Here is a 21,620-nt window from a genome sequence, read left to right on the forward strand (position 1 = left end):
GACCAGCACATGAGCCTGCGGGCGCGCATCACCAGCCCCGAACCGGCCGGCGGCCTGAGCGAGGAGAACCGGCTCGTCGGCGTCTACCGCGCCAAGCTGCTGGAGGAGATCGACCTCGCCGAGATGTCCGCCCTCGCGGCCGCCGAACGCCGCGCCCGGCTCGAACGCGTCCTCGGCCACATCATCAGCCGCGAAGGCCCCGTCCTGTCCTCCGCGGAGCGCTCACAGCTCATCCGGCGCGTCGTCGACGAGGCACTGGGCCTCGGCATCCTCGAACCGCTCCTGGAGGACGCCTCCATCAGCGAGATCATGGTCAATGGCCCCGACCAGGTCTACGTCGAGCGCGGCGGACGCCTCGAACTGCTCCCCATGCGCTTCTCCTCCACCGAGCAGCTGATGCAGACCATCGAACGCATCGTCTCCACGGTCAACCGCCGCGTGGACGAGTCCAACCCGATGGTCGACGCCCGGCTCCCCTCCGGCGAGCGCGTCAACGTCATCATCCCGCCGCTCTCCCTGTCCGGCCCGGTCCTCACCATCCGGCGCTTCCCCCGCGCCTTCACCCTCGAAGAGATGATCGCCCTCGGCTCGCTGGACGAGCACATGCTGCTCCTGCTCGCCTCGTTCGTCCGCGCCAAGTTCAACGTGATCGTCTCCGGCGCCACCGGCACCGGCAAGACCACCCTGCTCAACGCGCTCTCCGGGCTCATCCCCGGCGGCGAACGCATCGTCACCATCGAGGACTCCGCCGAACTCCGCCTCCAGCAGTCCCACGTCATCACCCTGGAGAGCCGCCCGCCCAACGTCGAGGGCAAGGGCCGGGTCACCATCCGCGACCTCGTCCGCAACTCGCTGCGCATGCGGCCCGACCGCATCATCGTCGGCGAGGTCCGCGGCGGCGAAACCCTGGACATGCTCCAGGCCATGTCCACCGGCCACGACGGCTCGCTCGCCACCGTCCACGCCAACAGCGCGGAGGACGCCCTGATGCGCCTCCAGACCCTCAGCTCCATGTCCGAGGTCGAGATCCCCTTCGCCGCGATCCACGACCAGATCAACAGCGCCGTCGACGTGATCATCCAGCTCACCCGGCACGGCGACGGCTCCCGCCGCGTCACCGAGATCGCCGTCGTCGACTCCTACGGCCGCGAGGACTACCGCATCGTCTCCGTCTGCCGCTTCGACGCCCTGCCCATGGCCGCCGACGGCCGCGTGTACGGGCGCTTCGCGTACTTCCCGGTGCCCCGACGGGTCGCCGAACGCTTCTACATGGCCAACGAGTCGGTCCCGGTCGCCTTCGGTATCGCCGACACCGACGAGCAACTGCTGGTCCGCACCTCGACCCCGTAGCCCTCCCGCACCCCGCCCCGCCCGCCGCTCACCCAGAAGGCCCCCGACATGGACAACCTCCCGCTCCTGACGGTCGGCGTGACCCTGCTCGCCTGCGTCCTCGCCGTCCTCGGCCTCCACGTCTTCGCCTCGGGCCGGGAACAGCAGCGCGCGCTCATCGAACGGCTGTCCCGGACCGGGCCGCCCGCGATCGAAGGCCGCGTCCGGCGCTTCCGTACCCTCGACCGCCGGCTGCGCCGGACCCGCCTAGGCAAGCGCATCGAACGCAAGATCGCCGTCACCGGGCTCGACCTCACACCGGGGGAGTACGCCGTCTACGTCGCCGCCGCCCTCCTCGCCCTCTACTTCGTCACGGCGTCCGTCTTCGCCCCGTTCTTCGGGCTCGTCGCCGTCCTCGTCGGCGCCTGGGGCGGCAACGCCTTCCTCAACTGGCAGCGCGCCAAACGCACCGAGGCGTTCATCAACCAGCTCCCCGAGCTCACCCGCGTCCTCGCCAACGCCACCCAGGCCGGGCTCGCCCTGCGCACCGCCATCTCCATGGCCGTCGAGGAGCTGGACGACCCCGCCCACGAGGAACTGCGCCGGGTCGCCGACCGGCTGGCCATCGGCCACTCCCTGGACGACGCCCTCAACGAACTCGTGGAACGACTGCCCTCCCGCGAACTGACCGTCCTGGTCTCCACCCTCATCCTCTCCAACCGGGCCGGCGGCACCATCGTCTCCTCGCTGCGCAACCTCACCGACACGCTGGAGGAACGCAAGGAGACCCGGCGCGAGGTCACCACCCTCCTCTCCCAGGTCAAGGTCACCGCCGTCGCCGTCCCCGTCCTCGGCCTCGTCTTCCTCCTCCTCATCAACGGCATGCGCGGCGGAGCCCTGGACGACATGGCCGGCGCCGCGGCCGGCCGGATCGCGATCGTCGTGGCCGCCGGCCTGTACGGCCTCGGCTTCTTCCTCATCAGCCGCCTCACCCGCGTTCGCGTCTGACCGCCGCGAGTAGAAGAAGAAGAAGGAGGAGGAGACAGAGATGGAACTGCTGCTCGCGGCCGTCGCCGGACTCGCCGTCCTCGGCGTCTTCCACGGCATCCGCATGTACCGCGCCGACGCCAAGCTGCCCGGCGACCTCGCCATCGCCCTGGAGGTCGGCGCCACGCGCACCGGCGCGGCAGCCTCGGCGATCGACCGCATCGGCATGCCGTACGCGCCCCGGGTGCTGTCCCTGATGGGCCCCAAGCGCGTCGACCGCATGCGCCGGAAGCTGGACATGGCCGGCAATCCGCGCGGCCTGACCGTCGACCGCTACGCCGCCCGGCGCGCGGTCTACGGCGGCCTCGGCATCCTGGCGGCCTGCGCCATGCTGATGAACGGTCAGGTACTGCTGGCCGTCGTCCTGCTCGTGTACGGCCTGTTCTGGACGGACGTGATCATCCGGGCCGCGATCAGCCGGCGCAAGGACGACATCGACCGCACCCTGCCGGACTTCCTGGACGTCCTGGCGGTGGTCGTCTCCGCCGGACTGGGCTTCCGGCAGGCCCTGGAACGGGTCTCGGAGAAGTACACCGGGCCCTGGGCGGACGAACTGCGCATCACCCTGCGCCAGATGGACATGGGCGTCAGCCGGCGCGACGCCTTCGACCAGCTCCGCCGGCGCAACGAGTCCGAACAGGTGTCCATGTTCGTCTCCGCCCTGCAGCAGGGCGAGGAGCTGGGCGCGCCGATCGTGGACACGTTGATCCAGATCGCCAACGACATGCGGCGCACCGACGCCCAGAACGCCCGCCGCAAGGCGGCGAAGGCCGTACCCAAGGCGACGCTGATCGTGACGAGCTTCATGCTGCCGGGCACGATCATCCTGATCGCGGTCGGCTTCTACTACGCGGCGGATGTCGACATCAACGGCATCTTCGGCAGCTGACCCGCGTCGGCGGGGCGTTTGTGGGACATTCGGAGCCGAGGCAACGGGAGGTGACGGTGAGCGGACCGAACTTCCGCAGGAACGACCCGCGATGGCCGAAAGACACACGAAAATCGGGCCCGACTTGCGTGACCGGGCCCGGAGTTGGGTTCTGAGGCCCATGATGTGGGGTGTTGTACCGACGTACGCCGCTCGCGGCCCGCGAGCGCAGGGACCAACGTCGACCGATTCCCGGTCGGTCGAACTCGGAGGGGGACATCGCCATGAAGGACATCACGCTCAGGGCGGCGGTGCGCACGCAGACTCATGTGAACCACTGGGCGAGGACGACGGTGGCTCACATGCAGCGAAGGAAGGACAGGGGCCAGGGGGCGATCGAGTACGTCGGTATCACAATCCTCGTCGTGGCGATCGTGATCGCCCTGATGAACACCAAAATGGGCTCCACCATCGCCAACAAGTTCACAGAGAAGGTCAACTCCGTTCTCAACGGGGGATCGGGTAAGTGAAATGCGATTCGGGGCAGGCCGCACCGCTGTACGCTGCGGCGGTGGCTGGCCTGCTCTTCGTCGCATTGATCTTCTTCACATTCGGTGAAGCGGACATCCGCCGTAATGGCGCTCAGGGCGCGGCCGACGCGGCAGCGCTGGCGGCGGCCAAGGAATCACGCAGTCTGCTCGAGCCGGAACTCGAAGCGCACCTCACGGACCCCGACTACTTCGAATCCGTTTTCGGTACGTCATTTCTCGGTGGTCCCGGCAATGCTTGCGGGAAGGCATCCGAATTCGCCGCCTTGAACGACGCCGCCGATGTCCGCTGTCGCCCGCTCTCCGACGGGCGGTGGGGTTACGAGGTCAGCCTCCGATCGTCCAAGGGCATGAGCACGGACCTCGTGCCGGGAACCAAGGGCAAGAAGGCGTCTGCCGAGGCTGTGGCCGTGGTCGAACCCCGCTGCACGTTCGCTCCGGCTGCCGAGGACGACACGGTCCCGGACCCGGAAACGGAGCCGGACCCCGACACGGACGCTGACCCGGACCCGGTCATCGTGTCGATCGGCAAGGTGAGCTGTGACGGCGGTTTGAACTGGGTGGTGGACCCCGAGGAACTTGAGCTCATGCCCGACATTGCCGATCTCTTCACCGTACGCCTGGCCGAAGACTGACTGAGACTGACCGCAAAGGATAGAGACCGATGAGTGCTCGGTACGTGAAGAACGTACGCCGAACCGGTGTCGCGGCGCTTCTGGCGGCGACGTTGGCCGTCTCCGTCGCCGCTTGTGGCGGTGACGAGGGCGGCACCCAGGAAAAGGGTCCGTCGAGCTCCGCGGCGTCGCCGGGCGCCGATAAGGCCAAGAACGGGTCAGGTGGAGCTACCTCGGAGACCGAAACTGTCCTGGCGACGGTCAAGGGGGACGCCGGAGTCGAAATGGTGATCAATTCCGCGACGCGTGATTCGGGCGGATTCCTCACCTTGAACGGCCAGATCAAGAACACGGGCAGCGAGGCCTACACCACACCGGTCCAGTGGAGCGGTACGGAGGAGGCCGTGGCTGCCACCGACCGGTCGTTCGCCGGCATGACGTTGGTGGACTCGAAGGCGAAGAAGCGCTACTACGTGCTTCGCGACACGGACAACCGGCCGCTCACCACCAGCGGATTCGACCCGAGCATCAGCGGCGGTTCCGCGCTCACGTTCTTCGCCCAGTTCCCGGCGCCCGAGGCATCCACCCACGAACTCGGTGTGCAGTTCCCCGGCTTCCCCAACGCCACGATCGAGATCTCCGGATGACCCCCCGCAGCGCCGCGGCCTTCGTCGTCGTCGGGATCGTTGTGCTCGGGGGCTTCGGGGTGCCGCAGGCGTTCGCCGATGACAGTCCCTACCCCTCCGCATCCGCCGAACCCCCCGTCGAGGTCGACCCGGACGACTCCGATCTCAAGCTCCCCGAAGGCGCCACCCTCGCGCCGCCCAAGGTGCTCGACATCAAGTCCGTCATCGAGGATCTCGGCGGTGAGGAGCGGCGCGAGGACACCAACGCCGACATCAAGTTCGCCCTCCAGGCCGAGGTCCTCTTCGGCAAGGACAGCGCCAAGCTCAGCGGCGAGGCCACGGGGCGCATCAACGCCATCGCCGAGGAGATCAAGAAGCAGGACGCCCGGAAGGTCCGCGTCTTCGGGTTCACCGACGACCTCGGCTCCTCCGAGCACGGCGACGTGCTGTCCAAGAAGCGCGCCGAGGCCGTGCACAACGTCCTGGACGAGGCCCTCGGCGGCACCGGGATCACCTTCGAGATCCGGGGCTACGGCGAGGACTACCCGATCGCCAGCAACGAGGACGAGGAGGGCCGCCGCAAGAACCGCCGCGTGGAGGTCTCCTTCCAGCGCGGCGAACCCGCCTCGCAGAGCTGACCGGCCCGACCCGCGCGGCGGCGGCATCCGTGCCGCCGCCGCGCGGGCGTATCAGCGCAGAGCCGTGTAGATGTTGAAGCCGTAGCCGATCTGCTTGCGCTTGTTGATCGTGCTCGTCCCGGTGGACGTGTAGCGGTACAGATCGCCGTAGCCGTTGACCCCGACCAGGTCGGTCCTGCCGTCACCGTTCAGGTCGCCGATCGCGGCGAACTTGTTGTAGATGTCGAAGCCGGAGCCGATCTTCACGCGCGCCTTCAGCGGCGCGGACGCCTTGCCCGTGCCCTCGTACAGGTACAGCGTGCCGTCCCCGGCGATCCCCACCACGTCCGCCCGGCCGTCCCGCGTGAGGTCTCCGGCGCCGACGATGTGGCGGTACGAGCCGTAGCCGTAGCCCACCTTGATCTTCGCCGCGAGCGCGGTGCCCTTGCCGTTCCCCCGGTACAGGTAGAGGTCGCCCTTGGTGTCGCGCGCGAGGAGGTCGCCCGCGCCGTCACCGCTCAGGTCGCCGGGGCCGATGAGGTCGTTGTAGACGCCCCAGCCGCTGCCGATCCGCACGCCCGCGATGTACAGCACGCCGTTGTCCACCCAGAGGTTGTCGGCCTGCCCGTCGTCGTTGAGGGAGGCGGCGAGCCACCCCTCGGGCTGGGGGAGCCGGCCCACGCGGCTGAAGAGCTCGCCGTTGTTCTTGGAGTCGTACCAGAATCCGCCGCCCGTGGCGTTGACACCCAGGATGCTCCGCTTGGAGGCGCCCGGATTTCCGCCCGCCCCGACCAACAACGCGGCCTTGTGCCACCCGAAGGTGCTGGGGGTTCTCATCCGGAGGTGGCCGTTGGAGAGGGCGCGGTAGACGTATGTGTCACCGTTCTCCTTGCGGCCCATGAGGTCGCCGAGACCGTCCCCGTTGATGTCGTCGACACCCACGAGCTGGTTGTAGGTGTCGAACCCGTAGCCGATCATGAACGGTGGCTTGAAGGGCTTGGCCGGGTCCCCGGTGCCGCCGTAGAAGTACAGATATCCGTCGGGGGTCCGGGTGACGACATCGCCGATCCCGTCGCCGGTGGAGTCGTTCATGCCGACGAGCTGGTCGTACCGCTCCCAGCCGGAGGCCACCTTGACGGCGGGTTCGAAGGGCTCGCCGTCGATGCGCCCGGTGGAGACGTAGAGATAGACGTCGCCGGCGGGCGTACGCGCGATCAGGTCGTTGTGACCGTCGCCCGTCAGGTCGCCCGGCGCGACGATCTTGTTGTACTTCTGCCAGCCCTTCCCGGACCAGGTGGGAGTGCCCCCTGTCGGGTCCATGCCCACCATCGGGTGCAGGGTGAGCGTGCCGGACTCCGTCAGGGTGAGGAGCTCGACCTGGCCGTCTCGCTGGAGATCACCCGGAGCGATGATGTCCTTGTACACGAGCTGTTCGTAGGGGTCGGCGGGGTCGTTGAACCCGACGGGGTAATCCTCCACCGTCGCGCCCACCGACTGCATCAGGAGGCCCTGCCGGTTCTGGTAGAGGATGTCGCTCCTGCCGTCGCCGGTGATGTCCATGCGCGGCGTCGAGCCGACGGCCTTCGGCGCGTCGGCGCCCTTCGCGTCGTCGGCCGAGGCCGGGGCCGCCAGCAGCATGCCGGCGGAGAGAACGAGCGCGGTGCAGGCCGCGATCCGGCTCGCGCGCTTCGACCGCGCGCGACCGGTGCGACGGGATTTCGATGAAGACAGGTGCAAAGCCCCCCCAGGGGTTGTCCATGAGTAGGTGACCAGCGGGACAGGCGTGGTTCAGTTATGCCTCAGCTGGTGTTCATATGACTGGTACCGGACCCTTTTGGAGGGGTCCGGATTCAGCCATCGGGATCGTTGTTTATCGGCCAATCATGCCGCCTCCGTACATTCCCTCACGCGTCCACCGTCGAGTTCCAGCCGCGCCCCCCGGAACCGTTCCCGCAGCCGGCGGTCATGGGTGACCACGACCACCGCCCCGCCGAAGCCGGCCAGCGCGCCCTCCAGCTCCTCCACCAGGGCGGGGGAGAGGTGGTTCGTCGGCTCGTCCAGCAGGAGCAGATCGACGGGCTCGCTCACCAGCCGGGCCAGTTCGATCCGGCGGCGCTGCCCGTACGACAGCTCGCCCACCCGCAACCGCAGGTCCGCCGGGCCGAACAGGCCCAGCGAGAGCAGCCGTTCGGTGTGCGCGTCCAGGACCCCGCCGCGCCCGAGCGCGTACGCCTCCGGGAGCGTCAGGCCGGGCGGCCACGGCGTCTCCTCCTGGCGCAGATGACCGACCCGCCCCCGCGTGCGCACCGTCCCCGCGTCGGGCCGCAGCTCACCGGCGAGCACCCGCATCAGCGTCGACTTGCCGGCCCCGTTGGGCCCCGTGACCAGCAGCCGTTCGCCGCCGCCGACGCGCAGCGCCGGCACGGACAGCCGGGCCCCCACCCGTACGCCGGTCAGCTCCGCCGCGACGGCGGGCGCGCCGCCCTCCGGGGTGGCGGTGACGATCGGCGCCGCGAACACCAGCGGGTCCGGCGGCGGCGCGACCGGCCGCTCCGTGAGCCGCTCGACGCGCTCCTTCGCGTTGCGGATGCGGACCATCGCCCCGTGCCCCCGCCCCCGCGCCCGGAAGCCGCCGTGCCCGAACACGCTGAGCGGCACCTTGCGCGGAATGGCGTCCAGCCGGGCCACGTTGGCGGCGGCCAGCTCCCGGTTGCGGGCCAGCTCCTCGCACCACCGCGCGTACTCCCGCAGCCGGCGCCGGCGCTCCGCGGCCTTCGCGGCGAGGTACCCCCCGTAGCCGTCGCCGTACCGGGTGACCCGGCCCTCGCCGACCTCCAGGATCGTCGTGGTGACCCGTTCCAGGAACACCCGGTCGTGGGTGACCGCGAGCACCGTGCCCCGGTGCGCCCGCAGGTGTGCCTCCAGCCAGGCGACCGCCCGGTCGTCCAGGTCGTTGGTCGGCTCGTCCAGCAGCAGCAGCTCCGGCCGGGACGCCAGCGTTCCGGCGAGCGCCAGCCGCGCCCGCTCGCCGCCCGACAGGGTGGACAGCGGCCGGTCGCGGTCCAGGCCGGGCAGCCCGAGGCCGTGCAGGGCGATGTCCACCCGCGCGTCGGCCTCGTAACCGGCCCGCGCCTCGTACCGGGCGACCAGCTCGGCGTACCGGTCCAGCGCGGCGGCCAGCTCCGCCCCGGCCAGACCCGTGAGCCCGGCCTCGGCCCGGCGCATCCGGGCCTCCAGCGCCCGCAGTCCGGCGAGCGCGGCGTCCACCGCGTGCTGCACGGTCGCCCCGGCGGGCAGGTCGAGCGACTGGGCGAGGTAGCCGGTGCCGCCGGGCGCGGCCACGGTCAGCTCGCCGTTGTCGGGCCGGTCCTGACCGGCGATCAGCCGGAGCAGCGTGGACTTGCCGGCCCCGTTGTCGCCGATGATCCCGGCCCGTTCGCCGGGCCGCACGCTGAAGGTGACGTCGTCCAGCACGACGTGGTCGTCGTAGCGGCGGGTGATGTTCTGGAGAGATAGCTGTGCGGTGTGCATGAAAGCCCCCTGTTCCCGGCCCAGCCGATCGGCGCGTGCCGACGGGCACGCGGTGATGCGGTGATGTGGTGTGCGAGAAGGCGCGTTCCGCGGAGCGGTGCTCGACGCGGACGCGCGGGGGATTTCACAGAGAACCCATGGGCACCAAGGTAGGCGGGGGCCGGAACCCCCGCAAACGCTTTTCCGCATGCTTCAGCGGTTCAGCGTTCCCCCTCCGCCGCCAGTTCGGCCGCGAGGTCCGCGTCGCGCATGCCGGGCAGTTCGTAGCCCGCGGCCTCGTCCCACTCGATGTCCAGGTCGTCCATGTGCACATGCCACTCGGCATCGGGCAGCGCCCGGCGCAGCTCCGTGACGGAATCCAGCACATGGGCGACCACCGGCAGCAGCCGGCCGGGATCGAACGGCATCTTCGTGGAGCCGTCGAGGACGATCCCCGGCTCCGCGACGCGGGGGTCGTACACGTACAGGCTCTCCTCGTCCTCGTACGGGAACGATGCCTGGCGCGCGCCGGTGACGCGGGTGACGGCGGCCTGCTCGGACTCGCTCAGCGGCGTGGCCCGGCGGGCGGTGTAGTAGAGGGAGACGCTCATGGGGGGAGCGTACGGGCGGGGTACGACAACGGGGCCGCGCTCCGGCCCCGATGACGCGTGCCCGCCCGGTGCGGGGAGGCGCGGTCAGTCCCCGGTCGTCCCGTCCAGGATCTCCCGGATGATGTCGATGTGGCCGTTGTGGCGGGCCGTCTCCTCGATGAGGTGCAGGACGATCCAGCGCAGATCGGGGCGGCGGCCGTGGCGCTCCCGCACGGCGAGGGTGTCCAGGTCGTGGGCCGCGACCAGCTCCCGGTAGCGGGCGCTCTGCTCCCGGTACTCGCGCAGCACGTCGGCGAGCGGCATGTCGACGGCGATCCGCATCTCGCGGTCCGGGTCCTCGTCCGTCCACGGGCCCTCGTCCTCGCCGCCGAGGAACACCACCTCGAACCAGTAGTACTCGACCCAGCGCAGATGGTTGACGATCCCCGCGAGCGTCATCAGCGGGGAGCCCGGCAGGGGCGAGCGGACGGCGTTCTCCCGGGAGAGCCCGTCGCACTTGGCCAGCGCGGTGGCGCGGGTGTAGTCGAGGAAGGTGGCCAGCTGGGAGCGCTCGTCGCGGGCGGGCGGTGAGTCGGTGCGTGTCATGGTCGTACAGCCTCACGGAGCGGCGCGCCCGTGTCCAAGACATTTCCCCGCACGCCGCACGCCGCACGCCGCACGCCGCACCCCGCCCCCGCACGCCGCACCCGTGCACCGGACCACGGGACCCGGGCCGGGGGTTGGCTCTACGCTGGTGGTCCCGACCACGAGGTGACGCGCCGATGAGTGACGGATTCTTCTGCTCGTACCACCTGTGCTGGAGCCGCCCCGACGCGGAGTCCCTGCTCGGCGATCTGGAGGCGGCGGGCGTACGGGCCGACCACCCCGTCACCCGGCGCATCACGCTGATCAGCCCCGGCAGCGACCCGTCCGGCACCCAGTCCTGGGTGACCCGCGACCAGTTGGTGCTGCTGGCCGGGCTGCAGCGCCTCGACCGGGTCGACTTCCTGCTCTGGCTCCCCGGCGGGGCGGAGATACGGGCCCGGATCAGCCGGGGCGAGGACGGCACCGTGGAACTGCGCTTCGGCCTGGGCCCGCTGGACCGCGCCGACGAGGAACGGCTGGTGCGCGTGATACGCGAGGCGATCGGGCGCGCCTCACTGCTCTGCGTCGGCTTCGTCCTCGACCGCGAGGGCGCATCCGGGGCCACCGACTGGCGCGGCTTCATCGTCAAGGGGTCGGTGTACTTCGACTGCTGGCCGGACACGCTCGCCGTCCTGCCCGAAGTGGCCGCCGCCCAGCCGCAGTTGTCCGGAGTGAACTCCTTCGAACAGTCGCCGTGGGTGGTGTACGGCAGCGACGTGGCCCTCCGCTGAGGGACGGCCGCGGGGCGCCCGTCAGCCGTCCACCGCATGCTGGACGATCCGCACCTGGCTGCCCGGCCGCATCCCCCACGCCGCCATCGCGCCCGCCTCCGCCTCGATCACATGGCGACCGCGCGGCCGGGGCAGCCCCAGCCGGCCCGGCCGCATCGTGTGGATCTCCAACACGTTGAACCTGCCGTCCAGGTACGCCACATCGATGGCGAACCGCATCCGGAACGAGTGCACACTCCCGCACGGCGTGATCATCAGCGCCCCGTCCACCCCGTCCCGCCCGAGCAGCCCGCGCGTCCGGTGCCGGAAGGAGGCCGCGATCCGGAGCGGCACATGGGTCTCCGTCACCCCGTCCCGGTCCGTGATCGTGAGCGTCCCCGTGCCATCGCGCCATCGAGCCATGGCCCGACGGTAGCGGCGCCGGCCGGACGGCGGAGCCGAATCGGTGCGGAAGGGGCACAAGGGGTGTCTGTCAGGCACCCCTGGGGGCCAAGGCCGTGCGTCCGTACGGAGATTAGGATCGCTCAGGTGTACGCCATGCTGACAGGGGCCGCCGCGCTCTGGGGTGCCCTGGCCGGACTGCTGGTCCCGCGCGCCGCCTACCGGTTCGCCGTGCCGTCCGGCGAACCCCGGCGGACCGCCTGCCCGGACGGCCGTCCCCTCACCGGCCCCGCGCGCGGCTGGCTGGGCACCGCCCCGTACGCCCCCCACCGCCTCGCCCCCGTCGTCACCGCGCTCGCCTGCGCCGCCCTCGCCGCCACCACCGGAACCCGGCCCGAACTGGCGGTGTGGCTGCTGCTCGCCCCGGTCGCCGTGCTCCTGGCGAGCATCGACCACCGCGTGCACCGGCTGCCGGACGGGCTGACGCTGCCCGCCGCCGCGGCGGCCGTCCTGCTGCTCGGCCTGGCGGCCCTCCTGCCGGAACACGCGGGCTCCTGGCTCTCCGCGCTGCTCGGCGGGCTCGCCCTGGGCGCGTTCTACTTCCTGCTCTTCCTCATCAACCCGAGCGGCATGGGCTTCGGCGACGTCAAACTCGCCCTCTCCCTGGGCACCGTCCTCGGCTGGTACGGCTGGGCGGTCGTCTTCACCGGAGGCTTCGCCGGCTTCCTGTTCGGCGCGGTGTACGGGGTGGTGCTCGTCGCCCTGCGCAGGGCGGGGCGCAGAACGGGCATCCCCTTCGGCCCGTTCATGATCGCCGGCGGGTTCCTGGGGCTGCTCTTCGGCGGCCTGGCGGCCTGACCACAGCCCGCCGCCGGGCGGCCCGCCGGCCCGGTCCGCGAGGGGTGCGGCCCAGGACCGCGCCCGGCGCCCACCCCCCCGTAATCCGGTCGCGTCCGGCCGCCCGCCCCTGCGACCATGGACCCATGCCCGCCACCCCCGACGACACCGCGCCCCTGCCCGGCGAGGACGACCGGTTCGACGCGCTGGTCGCCGAGGCCGGCACGGTCTCCGTGGCCGGCTGGGACTTCTCCTGGCTGGACGGGCGGGCCACCGAGCAGCGGCCGTCCTGGGGGTACGCGCGGGCCATGGGGGAGCGGATGGGCCGCGCGCGGGCGGCGCTCGACATCCAGACGGGCGGCGGCGAGGTGCTGGCCTCCGTACCGAAGCTGCCGCCGCTCACCGCGGCCACCGAGTCCTGGCCGCCGAACATCGCCCGCGCCACCGCGCTGCTGCACCCGCTCGGGGCCGTCGTCGTCGCGGACGAGGACGAGCCGCCGCTGCCGTTCGGCGACGCGGCGTTCGACCTGGTCGTCAGCCGCCACCCGGTGACCACCTGGTGGGACGAGATCGCACGGGTGCTGGCCCCCGGCGGCACGTACTTCTCCCAACAGGTCGGACCCGCCAGCGTCTTCGAACTCGTCGAGTACTTCCTCGGCCCCCAGCCACCCGAGGTGCGCGGCGCGCGCGACCCGGAACGGGCACGGGCCGACGCCGAGGCGGCCGGGCTGGAGGTCGTCGACCTGCGGGCGGAACGGCTGCGCACCGAGTTCTTCGACATCGGCGCCGTCGTCTACTTCCTGCGCAAGGTGATCTGGATGGTGCCCGGATTCACCGTCGAGCGCTACCGCCCCCGACTGCGCGCACTGCACCACCGGCTGGAGACCGGGGGCCCGTTCGTCGCCCACACCAGCCGGTTCCTGATCGAGGCCCGCAAGCCCGCGTGAGCCCGCCGCCCGCGACCGGCCCGAAGGATGGCACTCTGGTCGCGAGCGCTCGGGGGTGTTGTGCCGAGGGGAAGGAGCAGGCCATGGACCGCGGCACCGACGAGGACGCCGTGCCCGGCCCGCGCCGGGGCGGTGCCGAGTGGCTCAAGGGAGCCAGGATCATCGGCGTGCTCGGGATCTTCTACCGCCCCGAGGGCCGGATGGGCGAGCCCGAGGCCGTCTCCTTCGTGCTCGACGACGGCCAGTCGGTCCGCCTGACCTGCGCCTCCGACGGCACCCTGCACGTGGGCGCCGGCACCTGGCCGCACCTGCCCGACTGGTGTGTGCCCGCCGCGCAGTGGGAGTTCGCCGAACCGGCCGGGCTGCCGCAGCCCCCGGACGGCGGCTGGACCGTGCTCAGCACCGACGAGCGCAGGGACGAGCGGGGCGAGGTCCACGAGGCCGTGATCCGCTGCGAGGGCGGCCGGTTCGTCGTCGTCGGCGGGGACACCGTGGGCGTCCGTTTCACCCGCGGCCACCGGGGCGCGGCCGCCGCGACCTGACCGCCGCGCCGAACGGAATGTGGACATCCTGTGGACGTATCGGCCGCCGTCGCGGCACCGCTCCGGCACGCGCGGGCATCCACGCAGGTCACAGCCGTACGAAGAGGCGGAGGTCGTCTCCGGAGCGCAGCCTCTCACTCTCGGAGAGTAATTATTCCGCGCCGCGGCGCCCACCATCCCTTACGAAGGGTTATGGTGGAAACCCCCCCTCGGGCCGGTCCGTAACCCCCCCCACGGACCGGCCCGTTTTCTCATGCCCCGCAAGGGGCAAGGCGGTTGGGCGCCGCGCTCAGCCGCGCGCGGCCCAGATGTTGGTGCCCTCGGTGTCCACCGCGAACGCGTCGATCTCCGTCAGCTCCCCGGCCGTCAGCTCCGGGCCCGCGAGCGCCGCCACGTTCTCCTCCAGCTGCGCCACGCTCGACGCGCCGATCAGGGCCGACGTCATACGGCTGTCGCGCAGCACCCAGGTCAGGGCCAGCTGCGCCAGCGACTGGCCCCGGCGGCGCGCGATGTCGTTCAGCCCGTTGAGCCGGCGGACCACCTCGTCCGACAGCAGCCGGGGGTCGAGCGACTTGCCCTGCGTCGCGCGCGAACCCTCCGGGATGCCGTTCAGATACTTGCCGGTCAGCAGTCCCTGGGCCAGCGGCACGAAGGAGATGCAGCCCATGCCGGCCGCCTCCAGCGTGTCCAGCAGCCCGTCCTCCTCGGTCCAGCGGTTGATCATCGAGTAGGACGGCTGGTGGATCAGGGCCGGCACCCCCATCTCCCGCAGCAGCCGCGCCGCCTCGGCCGTCTGCGCCGAGTTGTACGAGGACACCCCCACGTACAGCGCCTTGCCCCGGTGTACGGCGGAGGCGAGCGCCCCCATCGTCTCCTCCAGCGGGGTCTCCGGGTCGAAGCGGTGCGAGTAGAAGATGTCGACGTAGTCCAGGCCGGTCCGCCGCAGCGAGGCGTCCAGCGACGACAGCAGGTACTTGCGGGACCCCCACTCCCCGTACGGGCCGGGGTGCATCTCGTACCCCGCCTTGGTCGAGACGAGCAGTTCGTCCCGGTACGGGGCGAAGTCCTGCCGGAACAGCTTGCCGAAGTTCAGCTCGGCGGAGCCGGCCGGCGGACCGTAGTTGTTGGCCAGGTCGAAGTGGGTCACCCCGAGGTCGAAGGCGCGGCGCAGGATGGCCCGCTGGGAGGCGAGCGACCGGTCGTCGCCGAAGTTGTGCCACAGCCCGAGCGAGACGGCCGGGAGTTTGAGGCCGCTGCGTCCGCTGCGCCGGTACTCCATGGAGTCGTAGCGCGAGCCGGCGGCCAGGTAGGGGGAGGAGGAATCAGTCACGATTCTCTCCTTATCACGGAGTTGTGACAGGCCGGGTTGGGTGGGGGCGGGGCCCGCGCAGTAATGTGGTTGCCCTGACGGGACTGCCATGACACGGCGGGGCGATCCGCCCCCTTCCAGTGCGGCGATCCGATCCCCAGGGGACGACCCCGGACCCCTGACACGGGGCCGGCGGGCCCGCACGGAACCGAGAGGTGGACTCAGTGAACTTGCGCGACCTGGTGTACGGGCTCTACGCGCGCCGGGTGGAGGGCCGCCTGGACCACACCCAGGTGCCCAAGCACATCGGAGTCATCCTCGACGGCAACCGGCGCTGGGCCAAGGCGTCCGGCGGCACCGCCGCCGAGGGGCACCAGGCCGGGGCGGAGAAGATCAAGGAGCTCCTCGGCTGGTGCAGCGAGACCGACGTCGAGGTCGTCACGCTCTGGATGCTCTCCACCGACAACTTCGACCGGCCCGAGTCGGAGCTGACCCCGCTGCTCGGCATCATCGAGAACACCGTGCGCGGCCTCGCCGCGGACGGCCGCTGGCGCGTCCACCACGTCGGCACACTCGATCTGCTGCCCGCCCACACCCAGACCGTCCTCAAGGAGGCCGAACAGGCCACGGTCGGGGTGGACGGCATACTCGTCAATGTCGCCGTCGGCTACGGCGGCCGGCAGGAGATCGCCGACGCCGTGCGCTCCCTGCTCCTCGAACACTCCGCCAAGGGCACCTCCTTCGAGGACCTCGCCGAGATCGTCTCCACCGACCTGATCTCCGAGCACCTCTACACGCGCGGCCAGCCCGATCCCGACCTGGTCATCCGCACCAGCGGCGAGCAGCGGCTGTCCGGTTTCATGCTCTGGCAGAGCGCCCATTCCGAGTACTACTTCTGCGAGGTCTTCTGGCCCGCCTTCCGCCGGGTCGACTTCCTGCGGGCACTGCGCGACTACGCGGCCCGCCACCGCCGCTACGGAGGCTGAGACCCCCACCGCAGAGGCCGGGACCCCCCGTTCGGCATGGCCGGACGTGTATGAGGGCATATCCCTGACAGGTCGGCGCCCGGTCACCAGCCAGGCGGGCGCCGTGTCCAAGCGAGCGGCATCGAGTCCGCTCGCCCGGGAGGCCCTTTGCACACGAAGGACCGTACATACGGTGCGGCTGACGTGGAGGGCCGGCGCACGGCCCGCGCGAGGTGGCCGGAGCCCGGTCCGTCCTCTCCCATTGGGATGCTCCGCGACGCCGTCGCACCCCAACCTCTTCCGAGGGGGTACGTCCTTCCGTGGTGACCAGCACAAAGCGCCGCATGCCCGACAGGCGCACCTACGTTCTCGACACCAGCGTCCTGCTGGCCGATCCGAACGCCATGGCCCGCTTCGACGAGCACGAAGTCGTGCTCCCGGTCGTCGTGGTCACGGAACTGGAGGCCAAACGGCACCATCCGGAACTCGGCTACTTCGCACGCCAGGCCCTGCGCCTGCTGGACGACTTCCGGGTCCGCTACGGCCGGCTGGACGCGCCGATCCCCCTCGGGGATCTCGGCGGGACGCTCCGCGTCGAGCTCAACCACTCCGATCCCGGCGTCCTGCCCGCCGGCTACCGGTTGGGGGACAACGACTCACGGATTCTCGCGGTCGCGCGCAACCTCCAGGCCGAGGGGTACGACGTCACGGTCGTCTCCAAGGACCTGCCGCTGCGGATCAAGGCCTCGTCGGTCGGCCTGCTGGCCGAGGAGTACCGCGCCGAACTGGCCATCACCGACTCCGGCTGGACGGGCATGGCGGAACTGCCCCTCGCCGCCGACCAGATCGACCTGCTCTTCGCCGAGGACACGCTGTACGTCCCCGAGGCCGCCGAGCTGCCCGTGCACACCGGCCTGGTCCTCCAGTCCGAACGCGGCAAGGCACTGGGCCGGGTGACCCCCGACGGCAACGTACGCCTGGTGCGCGGCGACCGGGAGGCGTTCGGCATCCACGGCCGCAGCGCCGAGCAGCGCATCGCCCTGGACCTGCTGCTGGACCAGGAGGTGGGCATCGTCTCGCTGGGCGGCCGGGCCGGCACCGGCAAGTCCGCGCTGGCGCTCTGTGCGGGCCTGGAGGCGGTTCTGGAGCGCGGACAGCACAAGAAGGTGATGGTCTTCCGCCCGCTGTACGCGGTCGGCGGACAGGAGCTCGGCTATCTCCCCGGCAGCGAGGCCGAGAAGATGAGCCCCTGGGCGCAGGCCGTCTTCGACACGCTGTCCGCCGTCTCCGGGCGCGAGGTGATCGAGGAGGTGCTGGGGCGCGGGATGCTGGAGATCCTGCCGCTCACCCACATCCGGGGCCGCTCGCTGCACGACGCCTTCGTGATCGTGGACGAGGCCCAGTCGCTCGAACGCAACGTCCTGCTGACCGTGTTGTCCCGGATCGGCACGAATTCCCGGGTCGTGCTCACCCACGACGTGGCCCAGCGGGACAACCTCAGAGTCGGCCGGTACGACGGAGTGGTCGCCGTCGTGGAGAAGCTGAAGGGCCATCCGCTCTTCGCCCACGTCACGCTCACGCGCTCCGAGCGTTCCCGTATCGCCGCACTGGTGACCGAAATGCTGGAGGAAGGCCAGATCTGATACGGATTGGGATACCGACGCCGCCCGGCGGGCCAAGCAGCCTAGCCGGGCGGCGGCGCGTCGCGGTGCCTTTTCCGAAATTCAGATGCTCCAAACGAGGTGTGACCTTTCACACGCAACGGAGAATTGCTTCCCGGTGTCTCGTTCCGGCAAAGTCTTGCTTCCGTCAGGCCCCGCATACGGCACACCGGCACCTCCAGAGGCGCCACGCACCACACAACTCAACAACCGCCGTCCGTATGCCGCCCGCGAGTACCACGCGGCGCTTCCTCCGGGGAGCCGCCCACCGGGCCCGTGCCTCCCGTGACCCAAGCTGTAGGGAGGCCAGTGCCAGGGGCACGATTGCGCCCGCGAGGTCACCTAAGCGGGCGATGCTGGAAGGACACCGTGTGAGCCGGATTTCGGTCCGGGGGTTCGCCGTGGCATCCGCCACCGCGGTCACCACCGTAGGCGCCGTCGTAGGCGTTGCAGCAGGCAGCACTCCCGCTGTCGACGACAACAACTTCGAGGCGACCGCAGCCGACACCACGCTGCTCGCAGACATTCCCGCGGGCCAGCAGGCCCAGGTGCAGACCGCTTCGCTGACGCAGCAGGCCGACGCGCAGGCGTCCGCCGCCGACGCGGCCGCGAAGAAGTCCGCGGAGGAGTCCGCCCGCGTCCAGGCCGCCAAGGACGCCAAGTCCAAGAAGCAGGCGGCCGAGGACAAGCTGGAGCGCGAGCGCGAGGCGGCGAAGAAGGAGCGCGAGGAGCGGGCGAGCCGTTCCCAGGTCCGCTCCACCGCCACGTTCGCCCAGCAGAGCTCCTACTCGGTGGCCGAGGTCCAGGCCATCGCCCGGCAGATCGTGCCCGCCGACCAGTTCCAGTGCTTCAGCAACATCGTGAACCACGAGTCGAGCTGGAACTACCGGGCGAGCAACCCCTCCTCGGGTGCCTACGGTCTCGTCCAGGCCCTGCCCGGCTCCAAGATGTCGTCGGCCGGCGCCGACTGGATGACCAACCCGGCCACCCAGATCAAGTGGGGCCTCAGCTACATGAACAACCGCTACGACAGCCCCTGCGGCGCGTGGTCGTTCTGGCAGGCCAACCACTGGTACTAGAACCAGGGTTCACCCGCTCAACCACGTGAAGCCCCTCGCCGTCCTACGGTGAGGGGCTTCGCGCGTGTACCGTCGTGCGGTACCGCTCCGGGGGAGTGGTGGGCAGAGCGGACGGGGGTAGAGGAACGGTTATGTCGAAACTGCCGGGATGGCTCGGACAACTGGGTGCCGAGCTGAGCAGGCTGAGCGAGCGCCTCGAAGAACGGCGGGTCGATACGGTGGCCGACGAGCCCCCTCTCACGGACCCGGACACACCGGTTCCGGCGGAGGGCGGCAAGGACGAGACACCGCCCGTCGACCAGGTGCCCGCCCCGCCGACGTACGCGCCCACCGTCGCCGCGCGGCCCGATCCGGTCGCGGCGATCCCGTGGGGGATGCGGGTCGCCGCCGAGGCGGGCTGGCGGCTGCTGGTGCTCGCGGGAACCCTCTGGGTGCTGATGCGGGTCATCAGCGCCGTGCAACTGGTGGTGCTGGCCTTCGTCGCCGCGCTGCTCGTCACCGCGCTGCTCCAGCCGACCGTCGCCCGGCTGCGGCGTTACGGCCTGCCCAGGGGGCTGGCCACCGCGGTCACGGCGATCTCCGGGTTCGTCATCATGGGCCTGGTCGGCTGGTTCGTGGTGTGGCAGGTCATGGACAACATCGACACCCTGTCCGACAAGGTGACGAAGGGGATCGACGACCTCAAGAACTGGCTGCTCGACAGCCCGTTCCATGTGACCGACAAGCAGATCAACAACATCGCGCAGAACCTCAGCGACACCGTCGGCACCAACACCGAGGCCATCACCTCCGCCGGGCTCCAGGGCGTCACCGTGGTCGTGGAGTTCATGACCGGCGCCCTGCTCGCGATGTTCTCGACGCTCTTCCTGCTCTACGACGGTGCCCGCATCTGGAACTGGGTGCTCAAGCTGGTGCCCGCCCAGGCACGGCCCGGAGTGGCGGGTGCGGGGCCGCGCGCCTGGCGGACCCTGACCGCCTACATCCGGGGCACGGTCATCGTCGCGCTGATCGACGCCATCTTCATCGGGCTCGGGATCTACTTCCTCGACGTCCCGATGGCGGTGCCGCTGGCCGTCTTCATCTTCCTGTTCGCCTTCATCCCGCTCGTCGGCGCGGTGGTCTCCGGGGCGCTGGCGGTGGTCGTGGCGCTGGTCACCGAGGGCGTGTTCACGGCGCTGATGGTGCTGGCGGTGGTCCTCGCGGTGCAGCAGATCGAGGGCCATGTGCTCCAGCCGTTCATCCTGGGGCGCGCGGTGCGGGTGCATCCGCTGGCCGTGGTGCTCTCGGTGGCCGCGGGCGGCATGATCGCCGGCATCGGGGGCGCGGTCGTCGCGGTGCCGCTGGTCGCGGTGACCAACACGGTGGTCGGCTATCTGCGGGCCTACGGGCAGGAGGAGTCGCGCCGCCACTCTCCGCCGCCGCACGGCTCGACCGCGCTGGACGCGGCCCCGGTCGCGGCCCCCGGCGCCCCGCCGGGCGGGGGCGACGGCGGACCGGAGCGGGACGCCCCGTAACGCGGACACGCCCTGTAAGGCGGACACGCCCCGTAAGGCGGACACGAAGAAGGGCCCCTCGGACGGTCGGTCGTCCTCGGGGCCCCTCTGGTATCCAGGGTACTGCGGTTGCCTACTCGGCGAGTACGCCCTCGGCCTCCAGGGTCACGCCCACCGCCTGGATCACCGAGGCGATCTTGACGGCTTCCTGGATGGTCTCACGGTCCACACCGGCCTTGCGCAGGACCTGCTCGTGCGAGTCCAGGCACTGGCCGCAGCCGTTGATCGCGGAGACGGCCAGCGACCACAGCTCGAAGTCGACCTTCTCCACGCCCGGCTTGCCGATGACGTTCATCCGCAGGCCCGCGCGCAGGTTCCCGTACTCGGGGTCCGAGAGCAGGTGGCGGGTCCGGTAGAAGACGTTGTTCATCGCCATGATGGCGGCGGCCGACTTCGCGGCGGTGTACGCCTCCGCGGAGAGGTTGGCCTTGGCCTCCGGCTCCAGCTCGCGCAGCACCTTCGGCGAGCGCGAGGCGATCGCGCAGGCCAGGACGGTGCCCCAGAGCTGCTGCTGCGGGAGTTCGCTGTTGCCGATGACCGAGCCGAGGTTCAGCTTCAGGTCCTTGGCGAAGTCCGGTATCGAGGACTTCAGTTCGTCGAGAGCCATGGTGGTATCAGCTCACTCGCCCGAGAGGAGCGCGACCGGGTCCAGGGTGTTCTCGCCCTTGGTCCAGTTGCAGGGGCAGAGCTCGTCGGTCTGCAGGGCGTCGAGGACCCGCAGGACCTCCTTGGGGTTACGGCCCACGGAACCGGCGGTGACCATCGTGAACTGGATCTCGTTGTTCTGGTCCACGATGAAGACGGCGCGCTGGGCGAAGCCGTCCTCGCCCTCGATGCCGAGCGCGCGCATCAGCTCGTGCTTGGAGTCGGCCATCATCGGGAAGGGCAGGTCCGTCAGGTCCGGGTGGTCCTTGCGCCAGGCGTGGTGCACGAACTCGGAGTCGCCGGAGAAGCCGAGGATCTGGGCGTCACGGTCGGCGAACTCGTCGTTCAGCTTGCCGAAGGCGGCGATCTCGGTCGGGCACACGAAGGTGAAGTCCTTCGGCCACGCGAAGACGATCTTCCACTGACCCTCGTAGGTCTTGTGGTTGATCTGCTCGAACTCCTTGCCGCTCTCCAGCGAGACGCAGGCGGTCAGATCGAACTCGGGGAACTTGTCACCGACAGTGAGCACGCGCTCTCCTTACAGCGTAGGTCCTCCCCTTTTGGGGGAGTTCCTGG

The 21,620-nt window shown here is 70.6% G+C and carries 23 protein-coding genes; 15 read left to right on the plus strand and 8 right to left on the minus strand.

The features are described 5' to 3' along the window. Positions 1-9 precede the first annotated feature (9 nt). The 7 genes from OG710_RS19610 to OG710_RS19640 all read left to right on the plus strand — a co-directional run bounded on the left by OG710_RS19610 (position 10) and on the right by OG710_RS19640 (position 5,670). Positions 10-1,350, plus strand: coding sequence for a CpaF family protein (locus OG710_RS19610; protein WP_111337898.1), 1,341 nt, complete (start codon positions 10-12; stop codon positions 1,348-1,350). A 48-nt stretch (positions 1,351-1,398) separates the two neighbouring features. Next, positions 1,399-2,337 carry a type II secretion system F family protein gene (locus tag OG710_RS19615; protein ID WP_111337899.1) on the plus strand — a complete coding sequence of 313 codons (939 nt, stop codon included), beginning with the start codon at positions 1,399-1,401 and terminating at the stop codon, positions 2,335-2,337. A 40-nt stretch (positions 2,338-2,377) separates the two neighbouring features. Beyond that, entirely contained in the window at positions 2,378-3,265 is an 888-nt protein-coding gene (locus OG710_RS19620; RefSeq protein ID WP_111337900.1) for a DUF5936 domain-containing protein, read from the plus strand. A gap of 263 nt (positions 3,266-3,528) precedes the next feature. Next, complete coding sequence (locus OG710_RS19625) at positions 3,529-3,774, plus strand: hypothetical protein (protein WP_330240482.1); 246 nt, start codon at positions 3,529-3,531, stop codon at positions 3,772-3,774. Further along, a complete protein-coding gene (locus OG710_RS19630) occupies positions 3,771-4,427 on the plus strand; it encodes a pilus assembly protein TadG-related protein (RefSeq protein ID WP_330240483.1) in 657 nt (218 codons plus the stop codon). The genes OG710_RS19625 and OG710_RS19630 overlap by 4 nt, the downstream gene beginning before the upstream one ends. Before the next feature lie 44 nt (positions 4,428-4,471). Continuing rightward, complete coding sequence (locus OG710_RS19635) at positions 4,472-5,053, plus strand: hypothetical protein (RefSeq protein ID WP_330240484.1); 582 nt, start codon at positions 4,472-4,474, stop codon at positions 5,051-5,053. Next, positions 5,050-5,670 (plus strand): OmpA family protein, encoded by a 621-nt coding sequence (locus OG710_RS19640; RefSeq protein WP_330240485.1) that lies wholly within the window; start codon positions 5,050-5,052, stop codon positions 5,668-5,670. Before OG710_RS19635 ends, OG710_RS19640 begins: the two co-directional genes overlap by 4 nt. 51 nt (positions 5,671-5,721) lie before the next feature. Here the strand turns inward: OG710_RS19640 and OG710_RS19645 are convergent, their stop codons facing one another. The 4 genes from OG710_RS19645 to OG710_RS19660 form a co-directional block, all read right to left on the minus strand. Next, positions 5,722-7,287 (minus strand): FG-GAP repeat domain-containing protein, encoded by a 1,566-nt coding sequence (locus OG710_RS19645; protein WP_330240486.1) that lies wholly within the window; start codon positions 7,285-7,287, stop codon positions 5,722-5,724. 243 nt (positions 7,288-7,530) lie between these two features. After that, the gene (locus OG710_RS19650) at positions 7,531-9,180 is read right to left on the minus strand and encodes a TlrC/CarA/OleB/SrmB family ABC-F type ribosomal protection protein (protein ID WP_330240487.1); all 1,650 of its coding nucleotides are present in this window, start codon (positions 9,178-9,180) and stop codon (positions 7,531-7,533) included. A 200-nt stretch (positions 9,181-9,380) separates the two neighbouring features. Next, positions 9,381-9,770, minus strand: a complete 390-nt coding sequence (locus tag OG710_RS19655; RefSeq protein ID WP_330240488.1) for a hypothetical protein — start codon at positions 9,768-9,770, stop codon at positions 9,381-9,383. Positions 9,771-9,854: 84 nt separating this feature from the next. Continuing rightward, a complete protein-coding gene (locus tag OG710_RS19660) occupies positions 9,855-10,355 on the minus strand; it encodes a DinB family protein (RefSeq protein ID WP_330240489.1) in 501 nt (166 codons plus the stop codon). A gap of 176 nt (positions 10,356-10,531) precedes the next feature. Between OG710_RS19660 and OG710_RS19665 the strand changes: the two genes are divergently transcribed. Next, positions 10,532-11,125, plus strand: coding sequence for a hypothetical protein (locus tag OG710_RS19665; RefSeq protein WP_330240490.1), 594 nt, complete (start codon positions 10,532-10,534; stop codon positions 11,123-11,125). 21 nt (positions 11,126-11,146) lie between these two features. Here OG710_RS19665 and OG710_RS19670 read toward each other — a convergent pair whose 3' ends face one another. Beyond that, a complete protein-coding gene (locus OG710_RS19670) occupies positions 11,147-11,527 on the minus strand; it encodes a DUF192 domain-containing protein (RefSeq protein WP_330240491.1) in 381 nt (126 codons plus the stop codon). Between the two features lie 126 nt (positions 11,528-11,653). Between OG710_RS19670 and OG710_RS19675 the strand changes: the two genes are divergently transcribed. The 3 genes from OG710_RS19675 to OG710_RS19685 all read left to right on the plus strand — a co-directional run bounded on the left by OG710_RS19675 (position 11,654) and on the right by OG710_RS19685 (position 13,832). Further along, positions 11,654-12,364 carry a prepilin peptidase gene (locus OG710_RS19675; RefSeq protein WP_443064273.1) on the plus strand — a complete coding sequence of 237 codons (711 nt, stop codon included), beginning with the start codon at positions 11,654-11,656 and terminating at the stop codon, positions 12,362-12,364. Between the two features lie 125 nt (positions 12,365-12,489). Then, positions 12,490-13,290: a class I SAM-dependent methyltransferase gene (locus tag OG710_RS19680; protein ID WP_330240493.1), complete on the plus strand. Its 801-nt coding sequence runs from the start codon at positions 12,490-12,492 to the stop codon at positions 13,288-13,290. An 83-nt stretch (positions 13,291-13,373) separates the two neighbouring features. Further along, on the plus strand, positions 13,374-13,832 hold the full coding sequence (locus OG710_RS19685) for a hypothetical protein (RefSeq protein WP_330240494.1): 459 nt from the start codon (positions 13,374-13,376) through the stop codon (positions 13,830-13,832). A gap of 289 nt (positions 13,833-14,121) precedes the next feature. On the opposite strand, the gene mgrA is transcribed toward OG710_RS19685, so the two are convergent. After that, a complete protein-coding gene (gene mgrA, locus OG710_RS19690; protein WP_330240495.1) occupies positions 14,122-15,162 on the minus strand; it encodes an L-glyceraldehyde 3-phosphate reductase in 1,041 nt (346 codons plus the stop codon). Between the two features lie 203 nt (positions 15,163-15,365). On the opposite strand from mgrA, the gene OG710_RS19695 reads away from it, so the two are divergent. The 4 genes from OG710_RS19695 to OG710_RS19710 all read left to right on the plus strand — a co-directional run bounded on the left by OG710_RS19695 (position 15,366) and on the right by OG710_RS19710 (position 20,360). Beyond that, on the plus strand, positions 15,366-16,127 hold the full coding sequence (locus tag OG710_RS19695; protein ID WP_111339535.1) for an isoprenyl transferase: 762 nt from the start codon (positions 15,366-15,368) through the stop codon (positions 16,125-16,127). 299 nt (positions 16,128-16,426) lie between these two features. Next, the gene (locus OG710_RS19700) at positions 16,427-17,749 is read left to right on the plus strand and encodes a PhoH family protein (protein WP_330240496.1); all 1,323 of its coding nucleotides are present in this window, start codon (positions 16,427-16,429) and stop codon (positions 17,747-17,749) included. Between the two features lie 389 nt (positions 17,750-18,138). After that, the gene (locus OG710_RS19705) at positions 18,139-18,846 is read left to right on the plus strand and encodes a transglycosylase SLT domain-containing protein (RefSeq protein WP_330240497.1); all 708 of its coding nucleotides are present in this window, start codon (positions 18,139-18,141) and stop codon (positions 18,844-18,846) included. A gap of 131 nt (positions 18,847-18,977) precedes the next feature. Continuing rightward, the gene (locus tag OG710_RS19710) at positions 18,978-20,360 is read left to right on the plus strand and encodes an AI-2E family transporter (protein ID WP_330240498.1); all 1,383 of its coding nucleotides are present in this window, start codon (positions 18,978-18,980) and stop codon (positions 20,358-20,360) included. Between the two features lie 112 nt (positions 20,361-20,472). Here OG710_RS19710 and OG710_RS19715 read toward each other — a convergent pair whose 3' ends face one another. Continuing rightward, positions 20,473-21,006 (minus strand): alkyl hydroperoxide reductase, encoded by a 534-nt coding sequence (locus OG710_RS19715; protein ID WP_111337918.1) that lies wholly within the window; start codon positions 21,004-21,006, stop codon positions 20,473-20,475. 12 nt (positions 21,007-21,018) lie between these two features. Continuing rightward, on the minus strand, positions 21,019-21,573 hold the full coding sequence (locus OG710_RS19720; protein ID WP_111337919.1) for a peroxiredoxin: 555 nt from the start codon (positions 21,571-21,573) through the stop codon (positions 21,019-21,021). Between the last annotated feature and the right edge of the window lie 47 nt (positions 21,574-21,620).

The sequence above is a fragment of the Streptomyces sp. NBC_00525 genome (assembly GCF_036346595.1).
GTDB lineage: Bacteria > Actinomycetota > Actinomycetes > Streptomycetales > Streptomycetaceae > Streptomyces.

Bases quoted from the DNA above. Each gene is read 5' to 3' on its own strand.
- OG710_RS19645 (WP_330240486.1), bottom strand. From the start codon at position 7,287: ATGCTGCTGGCGGCCCCGGCCTCGGCCGACGACGCGAAGGGCGCCGAC.
- OG710_RS19685 (WP_330240494.1), top strand. From the start codon at position 13,374: ATGGACCGCGGCACCGACGAGGACGCCGTGCCCGGCCCGCGCCGGGGC.
- OG710_RS19680 (WP_330240493.1), top strand. From the start codon at position 12,490: ATGCCCGCCACCCCCGACGACACCGCGCCCCTGCCCGGCGAGGACGAC.
- OG710_RS19655 (WP_330240488.1), bottom strand. From the start codon at position 9,770: ATGAGCGTCTCCCTCTACTACACCGCCCGCCGGGCCACGCCGCTGAGC.
- OG710_RS19620 (WP_111337900.1), top strand. From the start codon at position 2,378: ATGGAACTGCTGCTCGCGGCCGTCGCCGGACTCGCCGTCCTCGGCGTC.
- OG710_RS19650 (WP_330240487.1), bottom strand. From the start codon at position 9,180: ATGCACACCGCACAGCTATCTCTCCAGAACATCACCCGCCGCTACGAC.
- OG710_RS19610 (WP_111337898.1), top strand. From the start codon at position 10: ATGAGCCTGCGGGCGCGCATCACCAGCCCCGAACCGGCCGGCGGCCTG.
- OG710_RS19615 (WP_111337899.1), top strand. From the start codon at position 1,399: ATGGACAACCTCCCGCTCCTGACGGTCGGCGTGACCCTGCTCGCCTGC.
- OG710_RS19665 (WP_330240490.1), top strand. From the start codon at position 10,532: ATGAGTGACGGATTCTTCTGCTCGTACCACCTGTGCTGGAGCCGCCCC.
- OG710_RS19640 (WP_330240485.1), top strand. From the start codon at position 5,050: ATGACCCCCCGCAGCGCCGCGGCCTTCGTCGTCGTCGGGATCGTTGTG.
- OG710_RS19710 (WP_330240498.1), top strand. From the start codon at position 18,978: ATGTCGAAACTGCCGGGATGGCTCGGACAACTGGGTGCCGAGCTGAGC.
- OG710_RS19715 (WP_111337918.1), bottom strand. From the start codon at position 21,006: ATGGCTCTCGACGAACTGAAGTCCTCGATACCGGACTTCGCCAAGGAC.
- OG710_RS19660 (WP_330240489.1), bottom strand. From the start codon at position 10,355: ATGACACGCACCGACTCACCGCCCGCCCGCGACGAGCGCTCCCAGCTG.
- OG710_RS19625 (WP_330240482.1), top strand. From the start codon at position 3,529: ATGAAGGACATCACGCTCAGGGCGGCGGTGCGCACGCAGACTCATGTG.
- OG710_RS19670 (WP_330240491.1), bottom strand. From the start codon at position 11,527: ATGGCTCGATGGCGCGATGGCACGGGGACGCTCACGATCACGGACCGG.